The following is an 11,303-nucleotide window of genomic DNA, read 5'->3' as shown; positions in this document are numbered from 1 at the left end:
AATACTTTCGACCGGGGGTGCTTCGACTCACTCCCCGGTTTCTATGTTCAGGCCATCATGTGTAGCATTATGGCATAATCATCACCCTCCTCCCTTCAATTTTAAATTTAACATATCCGGTTTCCTCCAGTGATGCAAGCACCTCCGAAATTGGTTTTGATCTTGAAATTGTCCCACCGAACTTCTCTTTAGTAATCGTACCCCGGTATTCAATATCAACATCATACCAGCGACTTATGGCCCGCATTACGTTTTCAATGTTTTCATCATTAAACTGGAAGTTTCCATTCTTCCAGGCCACCGCGTCACTCACATTCACGCTGGATACTTCAATTCCTTTACCATTACTAAAAGTTTGTTGCCCCGGAGCAATAATTTTGCGATCCGTGCCAGTCATCACTTTAACACTTCCTTCAAGCAAGGTTGTGCGCACACCAGGTTCATCTGAATAGCTCTTTACGTTAAAATGGGTACCCAGTACCTCAATCTCCTGATTATTGGCGACAACAATAAAAGCGCGTCGCTGAGTATGCCCTTTGCTCATCCCATAAGATTTTTCAACTTCGAAATACGCTTCTCCTTTCAGCTCTACCCTTCTACTGGTCAGACCATCAAAACTTGAAGGAAAAGTAAGGCTACTTGCTGCATTCAACCAGACTTTAGACCCGTCTGGCAGGCTAACCTGATAAGTTCCGCCCCTCGGGGTACTCACAGTCATTTTTGTATTAGGATCGGAATGTACATCGGCCTCATTCAGGTTAGTACCATCATTATAGGTTAATTTAGCGGCATCTATTACTACTCCATTTTTTCGATCACTAAGTGTAATTACCTTGCCATCAGACAGCTTTAAGATTGCTGTGTTTTTACCTGGGCTGATTACAGGCGCTGGCCCAGACAAGCGATTAAATACCAGCAAGCCGGTCAACATCAGTATCAGTACAGCAGCAATGCTGTACCACTTGGACCATGAATTCATTTTCAGCGGTTTCCGCTCATCATGATCAATCCGATGCATGACTTTAGTGTATAGGCGCGCTGCAAGCTGTTCCTGATGCTCAGCTGTAGGATTTTCAACGAACAACTCTTCATCATTAAATGAAGCATACCATTGTTCATAGTGAGCCTTTTCTTCGGCCGTGATTGTTCCTCTTTGCCATTTATCAGCAAGTTCAGGTATAGAATATATAGGATTTTGATGATTCACAGTTATGACATTTACTATATAGTCACAACAAAAAGACTTCCCCCTACATTTCTATTAAAAAAAATGTAATTATTTTTTTAATAGATATAAAATCAGTGGGATACCTATTTCAAGCTTATTTTTCAAGGTATTTATAGCCCTTGTGATATGAGCTTCTACATTTTTCTCAGAAACGCCCAATTCTTTAGCGATTTCAGCATTGCTTTTATACGATTTCCTACTCATTTTAAAAATGATTCGGCATTTTTCCGGCAATTTGTCGATATGATGATCGAGTTGTTGTTTCAATTCTTTTTCAGAGAACCATAACTGGGTGCTATCTACCCCCTCTTCGGAAGATATGGCATACACATGGGCGGAAATTTCTGCCGCTTTTCTGTACTGCCGCGTTTGTCTGTTGATGATTTGGTATTTTACCGCTGCGCTTAGGTAAGTATTAAGGCTATGTTGTATTTCCAAACTTTCCTTTCTTTTCCATACACTGAAAAAAACATCCTGAACCACCTCCTCAGCCTCCAATTCATTATCCAGACGATGGCAAGCCACCACATAAATCTTATCCCAGAATCGTTTATAAATTTCAGTAAACGCAGCATGATCATGAGCCCTTAAAAGAACCACAAGTTCTTGTTCAGAAAGTGAGTCGTAGCTAATCATGATATCTTTACCTATGTAAGAAGATTTATAATACAAGATTAACCAATTATTAATAAAAAGAGAAATAGGGAGTAAAATGGTTCAACTTAAATCTTCCGCTTTCTTTATGATTTCCCTGACAATGGAATCCAACTCTCCGGCCGAACGTATAAGACGCTCCAAAGATTCCCTCTTAGAACCCTCGTCTTCATTATTATCCAACAGAATTTTGGATAATCCCATCACACAGGCTAAAGGGGCCCTGACTTCATGCGCCTGCATCCAGGCAATTTCCCTCAAACGGTCGATACCATCCTGGGTTTTGAGTTCTTCTTCCATTCGCTGGGTTACATCTCTTGAATTGGCGACGATACCAGCAACAACCGGATCTTCTGTCAAGTCTGTAATGATGGTCTCTATCCAATGGTATTGATCATTAAGAGCTTTGAAACGGAAAGGCATAATTTTAACCCTCTTTTGTTCGTTCAGCAAAGCAAAGTCAGCAATGACCTTTTCTTTATCATCTTTATGAATAAAGTCAAATACATTTTTTCCTATAAGCTGTTCAGGATCTATTCCTAAAATAGATTTCGAGGTAGGGCTAACATATTTATAATTGCCGGCAGGATCAAGTATAGCTACTAAATCAGATCCATCCTGCACGAGTGCTTTAAACCGTTGCTCACTTGCGGCCAGGGCATGTTCAGATTTCAATTTTTCTGTGTAATCAATTGCCAGTACCAGCATAGCAGCCTTCCCTTCAAAAGTTACTGCGTTGGCCTCTATACAAACATGCATGAGTTCTCCGGATTTTTTTTGATGCCTTACCATTCTCGCCGGGAATATCCCCGCCTGAAACGTCTCTTTTAGTATTTCATCTAACTCTTTAACATCTGTTGCCGGCCTGATGTCTTTTATGGTCATCTCAAGAAATTCGTCTTTACTATAACCATAGTGCTTAACAGCGGCATTATTCACATCTAAAAACTGAAGGGTTTCCATATCAAACACCCATTGGGGCAAGGGGCTTAAATTAAACAGTTCCAGATATTTTTCTTTTTCCCGCTGCAGCTGTTCTTCTCCATGTTTTCTTTCCGTGATATCTCTAAAATAAAGCGACAAACCTTCATCAGAAGGAAATGCAGATACCTCAATCCAAATATTTAAGCGAGAAAAATATTCTTCAAACCTTACTGAAATATTTTTATCAACTGCCCGGTGATACTCGGAATAAAACTTTGTTGGTATGGCATCCTCATACACCTCCCAGATATTTTTTCCTATCATGTACTCTCGCGGCATGAGTAATAGTCGCTCTGCCTCCTTATTCCAATAAGTCACCATCCATTCTCTATCCAGCGCGATAAAGCCATCCGTAATACTCTCCAGAATGTCCGATATCCTATAGTGGTAATCAGTTATTGCTGGAGTGCTATCCATTAAATTGTGAACAATAAATTTTATCTTTTCTTCTTCATCCAACAATGGAAAGGTATTAATTTCCCAGTCTGCAACGTTATAATTGGAGGCTTTCTTGGATGACATTGTATGTTCCAATGCATTTTTGAGGCTTTTCATTCCCTTTGGTCCCCAAATGGATGGCCTATGGTAAATGGTTTCAAAAATCCCTTTTCCAATGAGATCGGCACGATTAGCCTTTAGTACATCGAGAAAGGGCTTGTTTACAGCTGCAATTGTAAAATAAGGCTTGTTGGGTAACAGCACCATATAACCATTTGGTGAAGATCTAAAAACAGATGTTACATTTTCTAGCGTTAACATATTACATTTCCTAATCACCGTGAAAATAATTTGCGCTGGCTTAATTAATCTCTTGTTAAAAGGAGTGATTAATTGTTACGGGCTCTTGATGTTCATTTTAGGGGAGATGACTGGTGAAGGCAACTCCCTGATCATTACATGCAAGGATGGTGCCATCATGTATCGGGGTACTTCACAATGTGAAGTCTGGGAGTTTTATTTTAATACCGCCTTCCATCGCACTTTCGTGAGCAAGTATACCTACACAGGTAATATTTGCCGACTGCCTGGCATCTGGGAAAGGTGCACGCTCCTGTGTCAATGCCGAGATAAACTCATGCACCAGGTGAGGATGAGATCCTCCGTGCCCGGATCCCTGAATAAATGACAAGTGCTGATTGTCATCTCCATCATATACACCACCGGTAGTAAAGTGTTGGATCCCTTCTGGAAGCAAATGTGCATAATCAGGGATAGTTACTTTTTCAGGGGTTTCACCAGTATGGATCACAGAATGCTCGTGCTCTATCAGCGTCCATTCGAAGCTCTTTTTCGACGCATAAACATCAAAACTCTCCCTGTATTGTCTTGCAGTATTGAACAATGACCTGGTTACTTCCGCTGCCAGATCTGAGTCTTTAAACTTAATATGACAGCTTTCTACAGCAAAAGGAGATCCATATTTAGGGATCAGATGTGCATCAATTGTTCCTGAACCAAAGCAAGATACATATTCGGCATCGGCTTTGGCTAGTGCCAGAACAGGGGCAACACAGTGTGTAGCATAATGCATTGGAGGCAAACCTTCCCAATACCCTGGCCACCCAGCCATTTCCTGCTGGTGTGAAGCCCGTAAAAATTGTAGTTTGCCTAGCTCACCACTTTCGTAAAGCTCCTTTACAAATAAAAATTCGCGACTGTAAATCACCGTTTCCATCATCATATATGTTAGTCCGGTTTCTTGAACCGCTGCTACAATTTGTCTGCACTCTTCTATAGTTGTGGCCATAGGAACAGTACAGGCTACATGTTTACCAGCTCTAAGTGCTTTCAACGACTGCTCAGCATGATTTTGAATTGGCGTATTGATATGTACCGCATCTATATCAGGATCTTTCAGTAGTTCATCATAGTCGGTATACCTTTTAGCAATTCCAAAGGCATCCCCAATATTGTTTAGTTTCTCAATGTCTCTTTGACAAATGGCATACATGTTAGCGTTGGGATGTTTCTGATAAATCGGTATGAACTCCGCACCGAAACCGAGGCCTACTATGGCAATATTTATTTTTCTTTGCTCCATTATTTATTGAAATGTGATTTTAAAAATTCAAGTCCTTCTCTGGCAAAATCATCCTGACTATTAGCAAATGGACGCCAGATACATACGGCTGCTGCTAAATCCTGATTAGCTGGCGTAAAACTTTCTATCGAGACTATGCCCTGGTAGTTTATAGCTTCTAGTCCCGCCCTATAGGCATCCCATGGTGTTTGCCCTGTTCCAGGTGATCCCCTGTAATTCTCAGAGACCTGCAAGTGCAACAGCTGATCACCAGCCAACCTAATCGCACTTTCTATATTCCTTTCCTCTATGGCCATGTGAAATCCGTCAAGCAATATTCCAGCGGAAGGATGGTTAATATCCTTTACCAGGCGCACTACATCTTCGGCAGTGTTTACCAGATCCGACTCAAATCGGTTAAGCGGTTCTATGGCAAGGTATACTCCCCTACGCTCGGCCATTTCAGATGCAATTTGGAGGTTAGCAACTGCTAGCTTCCATTCCCTTTCTCGTTGTTCCGGCGGCACCATCCTGGCTTTCCCTACGGCAGAATACATTGGTCCAGCGAAAATGGAAACACCCCAGGAGACGCATAAATCCAGGCAGGTTTCAATGTACTTAAGGCAGTTTCGCTGGACATCAGAATCTTCACTGGTCAGATCACGAGCAGTACTAAAAGCACCACAAACAACTGCCTTTAACTTATATTTTTGAAGCGATAAACGTACCGTCTCTACGTCAATAAGGGATGGATCTTCGACCGCAATCTCTACCGCATCAAATCCGAGCGCCGAAATTTTAGAAAATAGTTCTTCGACAGACGAGGTCTGGAATGGAGAAGTCCACAACCAGGTACTTGCTCCATATTTTATATTTATTGACATACTTAATTCTCCTGTGTCGTTCGATTTTCTAATAGAACAACCTTATATCCTCCTTTTGACCTAAAATACAGCATCAACAAAAGATAGCTACCTAACATGATTAACGGAAAGATGACAATGTAGCGAAGGGCTTCTTTCTTTGCGCCATCACGTATGGCAGTTACAGTGTGCTGATCTTCAGGACTTGCTCCTGAAAGCTTAGTTTGGTCCAACCCTTCGTAGTCGCCAAATAAACTGGTTTTCTTTTCTGTTACATAGGTATTATGGATAACCGTGTTGTTTACGACATCATATTGTGCAATTTTCCGATCTACAGATTTATCCTGGATAAAACCAAGAATTCCTGCACCGATTACGCCTGCTGCAATCATTCCTAGTCCACCGGTAATATTTAAGGTCAGCGCCCCCCCTTTAGGAAATTGTTCTGAAACGAGTCCCAACATGGTAGGCCAAAAGAAAGATTTAGCTAATCCATAAATGGTTGCAGCTATGAGTATCATAATTCCTGTAGATGCAGAAAGCATATATAAGCCAATTACAGCAACTCCGGAGCATAATGACAACAAGCCCAATGAGGAAATTTTATGGACGAGTGGACCGGCAAAAAACCTCAATACAAACATGATTGCTGAGGTATAGACGAGTACCCAACCAGCTTGAAGTCCGATTTTGGTCATTTCCGGAGTCATCAGATCAGTAATCCAACTATCTGTACCCAATTCTGTAGTAGCCAGTGGAATCATCACCAACAGTAGAATGATAAACAAAGGACGGCCGAAGCTTCTGGTGTAATACCAAAATCCTCCCGTAATCAACAGGGTAATTATTACATTGGTAGGAATAGACCAACCGAATACGGCACCAAGTTGAAAGATAATCAGTGCGACAATAATCAGTGCTCCACCTGCCCCTACTTCCTGAAGCATCTCTTTATAAGACACGCCAGCCTGAACCCTCTCATTTAAAGGAAACTTACGGCCAAGTGTCATTATACCATAGATGAGTGTCGGGATTAAGATCAGGGCAATTTTGTATTCCCATCTAGTTTCAACACCTAAAGTCAATGCCATTACACCTCCCAAGACTAAGCCACCTGCCCATCCTGCGTGAAGGATGCTAAGCCATTTGATCTTTTGTTTGGGAAACATGGTAGCCACTACCGGATTGGCTACCGCTTCAACAGTACCATTACCAATTGCCACAATGAAAGAGCCCAGATACAACATCCAGTATCCATTAGCAAATATGGTCAGAAATGCTGAGGATATATGACATACCACAGCAAATATCATGGCAGTTTTATAGCCTATTTTATCTATGACTAAACTAAAAAGCACGATACTGATGGCAAAAGGCCACAAACCCACCCCGGCTATTTCCCCTAGCTGAGTTTGGGTTAAATTGAAGTCGATACCCCATTGAGGTAAAATCAATGCTCTCAGGATAAATCCAAATGCAGTGGTGACCAATGATATAAAACATACATAAAAGAGTTTCATATCCGGAACAGGCTGATTTCCTGTACTTTCATAACTAACTTTTGACATGGTGAGTTGGTTAGGTTATATTTTGGTTATTTTATTACTTTCATTACGCCATTCATAATTCTCCAGTGCCCCGGAAAGGAGCAGATATATGGGTAATCGCCCAGTACATCCGGCACTTTAAACCTCAATTTGAACTTCGCTTCCGGATTTACCAATGGTGTGTAAAACAATACTTCAGGCATTTTAGGTACATATTGCATTGCTGCACCTTTAGGGTCCTGTGCCATTTTATCTGCGGCTGCACCTACTTTGTCCATGCTTCCTTTTTTAAGGATGAGCAAATTGTGCTGCATAAAATCAATATTATCGAACACCAGCTCAACCGTCGTCCCGGCTTTTACAGTAAAGTTTTTTTTATCAAACTTCATTGCATTTACAATAGGTTTTATGATGACTACCTGATCTGCTTTCGCTTTAACTACAGGTTTTGCAATTGGTATTTTGGACGCATTAATAGCTTTAACATGTTTTGAAATTGTAATTTTAAGCGCTTCTTTAATCCATCTATCGCCATTGTTTATTGAATCCTTTTGTGCAGCGATCAGCTCGTTTGCAAGTGATGGCGATAATGGCAGATCAGCAATTCTTAAAAATGCAGCCAGACGTGTATTTAGATTTCTATCCTTTAACAGGCCTGCTCCGTGAATCGCAGCCAGCGTAGCAGAATTGTTAGGGAGTACCTGTAATGCTGCTTTTCGAACTCCCGCGGAAGGATGATGTAAGGCATGTACTGCAACTAGAAAAGCTTCAGATGTGGCATACATACCCAAGCCATATAATGTCCATAAGGCATGTATAGCTGGCGCATTAATACCCAATTCGTCTACTTTAGCATCTCCAATCATTTTGTACAGATCTGGAGCCAACGTTTTATCACCTTTCTCAACAATCAACCTTTGCGCAGTCATACGCCAGAATAAATTATCGCTTTGCAAACCATTCAATAGGGATTTCGAATCATTTTTGTCAAGCGATTTTATTGACGACGGCTTGGCCTTCTTATACACTACTTTGTAGATTCGTCCATGTACGCGATCTCTCAGTGGATTGACGTAAGCATTTCCTTTACCATTTTCAAAACCGGGAGGAGTTGGATTATGCTGGATAATGAAGTTGTACCAATCAAGAACCCAAACAGCGCCATCGGGACCAACCTCAGTTTGCACAGGGCCAAACCATTCATCTGCACTAGCTACCAGGTTCCAGCCGTCCTTTTCTTTAAATCCTGATCCCGAAGGTTCCAGTATTGCCTGGTGTACAACACGTCCGGTTGGTTCATTCACGAAAGCAATCCGGTTCCAGTAAGCTTTAGGAAAGTTTCTGGCTGTATAGAGGTTATGTCCTGCCGCAGCGGTAAATCCGTTGAAAACATCTACCTGACGTAGGTTTTTGGTCACAACATGCATAGCATAGTGCCCATCTATCTTATCAATTGCCTCGTTAACCGGAGCACCAATTTTATTAAGGTAAGTGCTCGGAATACCTAAAAAAGCACTATGGGTATTGTTTGCTGTAGAGAGGAATACATCATTGTTTTCAGAGAATCCCAATCCCCAGGTGTTGTTACTGGTACCACCCAGATACTCTAGGTTTTTTCCGTCACTATCAAAACGGAAGGCTCCCTGACCAAATTTTGTTGCTTTACCGCCAACGGTTCCATTATACCCTGAGTAGCCTACTGTACCCCAGATTTTATTATCAAATCCATAATGCAGACTTGAAGGACCGGCATGAGTATCAAATGTACCCCACCCACTTATAATCGTTTCCCTGATATCAGCCTTGTCGTCCCCATCCGTATCTTTCAGGAAAATGAAATCAGGTGCCTGAGCAACAATGACGCCTCCCTTAGCGAAAACAATACCAGTCGGGATATTTAACTTGTCTGCAAAAATGGTAAATTTATCAGCCTTGCCATCTCCATCTGTATCCTCGCAAATTTTGATCCTATCATGCCCTTCGCCCTTAACATCTCTAACGGTATTCGGATAGTCAACTGTCTCTACGATCCATAACCTACCACGCTCGTCCCAAGCCATGGCAATTGGTTTCAATATATCAGGCTCCGAAGCAAATAACTCTAACTTAAAGTCGACCGGGACCTGGGTCATCAATTGAGATTCCGCAGGATTCAGGGCTGCCTGTAATTTAAAGCCACCAGGTCTTTTTTCATAATTTGGAAGTTTAGCATCCGTGTATTCCGGAGCAGGTTTAGATATTTTTTCCCATTCCTTTTTTGCCTCATCATTTACTGCCCATAGTACTCCATTTTCCAGTAATTTAAGGAAGGATGGATTTTTCCAGCTGCGTTCGTCATGGCCATAAGCGGTATAAAATACTTTGCCTTTACCATAGTTCTTAACCCAGGTATAAGGCTCATGAAGATCCCCTTCTACTCTCTCCGTAAGTACATGAATATCTTTGGCAATCTTATCGTGTACATAAGTTTCGTCCCAGGTACTAAACGACGTTATGCCTTCCATAACGGGATGTTGGGCATCTACAATTGTTGCAGAAAAATCACCTGTTTTATGGGTTTTAAATTGTCCACCTACCATATCAATATAAGCGGCAGAGTTTTGGAAACAAAAGGATGCACAATGAACAGGAATAAATCCTTTACCGCCTTTCACATAATCCAAAAGGGCCTTTTCCTGCGTCGCTGTGATTTGCTCATGGTTTGAATAGATCATTAGGCCGTCGTATTTAGACAGGTTTTCTGTATTCAAATCATTTACATTCGTTGTATAGGAAATATTAATTCCATTTTTAAAGAATTCCTGAGAAATGATTTCAGCAAATTTCTCGGAATTATGATGTTGGCTGTCATGACCCAGGAGCAAGATTTCCAGTCGTCGTGATTGTGTATCTTTTATCAAACTAGCTCTTAAGCTGAACAACGCGGCCAGACAAATAATGCCTATCGCAAAGTACTTATTCATTGTGTGTGTTTATTTTGGTTAGCATTCAAAAGCTAATCTCTAGAAATAAGCTTACAATGCCTTCTACTTTTTTGCCCAATACTGACTGTATTTTATCAATCGATTTATTACATTTAACGATTAGCATGTCAACAAAAAGGATTTACTACTATTATTGTGTCGAATATGAAAGCAGCTATTCAAAAATCTACTATCCCGGAAACACAAATGTTTATCATCAAAAAACTGGAGGACAAACATTTTGATCCAGTTTGGCATTCGCATTGCGAGTACCAGTTATTTGTGGTTTTAGAAGGTACAGGGACTAGATTTATCGGCGATAGTATTAAATCATTCGAACATGGAGACCTGGTATTCACAGGTGCAAATCTGCCACATCTTTGGCGAAGTGATGAGGCTTATTTCAAAAAGGATAGCCAATTGAGTATTCAAGGGATTGTTATCTACTTGCAGGAAAACTTTATGGGTGAACAGATGATGCAAAAGGAAGAAATGCTGCTAGTCAAAAAGCTATTTAAAAAATCGGCCAGAGGATTGGAGTTCTACGGGGAGTGCAAAGACCTGGTGACTCGTATGATGAAGGAGCTCATGCTTATGAATGGATTAGAGAGCTTAATCCAACTACTCAAGATCCTCCAGGTATTGGCAAATTCGAAAACCTATCATTACATCTCACATACAGAATATAGCGACCCTGTTAATGAGAATGAGACCGACCGCATGAACAAAGTCTACGAATATGCACTGGCAAACTTTAGGAGCAAAATTTTCTTGCCGGAACTGGCAGAAATGTTGTGCATGACTTCTTCTTCGTTCAGCAGGTATTTTTCGATGAGGAATAACAGGACATTTTCCAAGTTTATTATGGAGTTACGTATCAAGTACGCCTGTAAACTATTGATAGAAACTGACATGCCTGTATCTTTAATTTCCTATGAGTCTGGATTTACTACACTGTCCAATTTCAACAAACAGTTTAAGGAAGTTATGAACAAAAGACCATCGGAATATAAAAATCAGTTCTCAAGTATTTGATAAATTGGC

8 protein-coding genes are annotated in these 11,303 nt (G+C 41.0%); 1 reads left to right on the top strand and 7 read right to left on the bottom strand.

Annotation, left to right across the window (positions count from 1 at the left end; genetic code table 11):
* Positions 1–67: 67 nt before the first annotated feature.
* The 7 genes from BLS35_RS09800 to BLS35_RS09770 all read right to left on the bottom strand — a co-directional run bounded on the left by BLS35_RS09800 (position 68) and on the right by BLS35_RS09770 (position 10,259).
* Positions 68–1,207, bottom strand: coding sequence for a FecR family protein (locus tag BLS35_RS09800; protein WP_090780332.1), 1,140 nt, complete (start codon positions 1,205–1,207; stop codon positions 68–70).
* Between the two features lie 69 nt (positions 1,208–1,276).
* The gene (locus tag BLS35_RS09795; protein ID WP_132225962.1) at positions 1,277–1,864 is read right to left on the bottom strand and encodes an RNA polymerase sigma-70 factor; all 588 of its coding nucleotides are present in this window, start codon (positions 1,862–1,864) and stop codon (positions 1,277–1,279) included.
* An 81-nt stretch (positions 1,865–1,945) separates the two neighbouring features.
* A complete protein-coding gene (locus BLS35_RS09790; protein ID WP_090780327.1) occupies positions 1,946–3,625 on the bottom strand; it encodes a PAS domain S-box protein in 1,680 nt (559 codons plus the stop codon).
* 172 nt (positions 3,626–3,797) lie between these two features.
* Positions 3,798–4,907 (bottom strand): Gfo/Idh/MocA family protein, encoded by a 1,110-nt coding sequence (locus tag BLS35_RS09785; RefSeq protein WP_090780324.1) that lies wholly within the window; start codon positions 4,905–4,907, stop codon positions 3,798–3,800.
* Positions 4,907–5,770: a sugar phosphate isomerase/epimerase family protein gene (locus BLS35_RS09780; protein ID WP_090780321.1), complete on the bottom strand. Its 864-nt coding sequence runs from the start codon at positions 5,768–5,770 to the stop codon at positions 4,907–4,909. Before BLS35_RS09780 ends, BLS35_RS09785 begins: the two co-directional genes overlap by 1 nt.
* 2 nt (positions 5,771–5,772) lie before the next feature.
* Positions 5,773–7,317, bottom strand: a complete 1,545-nt coding sequence (locus BLS35_RS09775) for an MFS transporter (protein WP_090780319.1) — start codon at positions 7,315–7,317, stop codon at positions 5,773–5,775.
* Between the two features lie 26 nt (positions 7,318–7,343).
* Positions 7,344–10,259, bottom strand: coding sequence for a PVC-type heme-binding CxxCH protein (locus BLS35_RS09770; RefSeq protein WP_090780317.1), 2,916 nt, complete (start codon positions 10,257–10,259; stop codon positions 7,344–7,346).
* Between the two features lie 165 nt (positions 10,260–10,424).
* Here BLS35_RS09770 and BLS35_RS09765 point away from each other — a divergent pair, with 165 nt between their 5' ends.
* On the top strand, positions 10,425–11,294 hold the full coding sequence (locus BLS35_RS09765) for an AraC family transcriptional regulator (RefSeq protein WP_090780315.1): 870 nt from the start codon (positions 10,425–10,427) through the stop codon (positions 11,292–11,294).
* Positions 11,295–11,303: the final 9 nt, after the last annotated feature.

Origin of the sequence: Pedobacter sp. ok626 (genome assembly GCF_900100435.1) — a bacterium.
In the GTDB taxonomy this organism is placed as follows: Bacteria; Bacteroidota; Bacteroidia; order Sphingobacteriales; family Sphingobacteriaceae; genus Pedobacter.
Note: the sequence above shows the minus strand (reverse complement) of the source record. Positions and strands in the feature narration are given on the sequence as shown.

Bases quoted from the DNA above. Each gene is read 5' to 3' on its own strand.
- BLS35_RS09795 (WP_132225962.1), bottom strand. From the start codon at position 1,864: ATGATTAGCTACGACTCACTTTCTGAACAAGAACTTGTGGTTCTTTTA.
- BLS35_RS09790 (WP_090780327.1), bottom strand. From the start codon at position 3,625: ATGTTAACGCTAGAAAATGTAACATCTGTTTTTAGATCTTCACCAAAT.
- BLS35_RS09785 (WP_090780324.1), bottom strand. From the start codon at position 4,907: ATGGAGCAAAGAAAAATAAATATTGCCATAGTAGGCCTCGGTTTCGGT.
- BLS35_RS09780 (WP_090780321.1), bottom strand. From the start codon at position 5,770: ATGTCAATAAATATAAAATATGGAGCAAGTACCTGGTTGTGGACTTCT.
- BLS35_RS09775 (WP_090780319.1), bottom strand. From the start codon at position 7,317: ATGTCAAAAGTTAGTTATGAAAGTACAGGAAATCAGCCTGTTCCGGAT.
- BLS35_RS09770 (WP_090780317.1), bottom strand. From the start codon at position 10,259: ATGAATAAGTACTTTGCGATAGGCATTATTTGTCTGGCCGCGTTGTTC.
- BLS35_RS09765 (WP_090780315.1), top strand. From the start codon at position 10,425: ATGAAAGCAGCTATTCAAAAATCTACTATCCCGGAAACACAAATGTTT.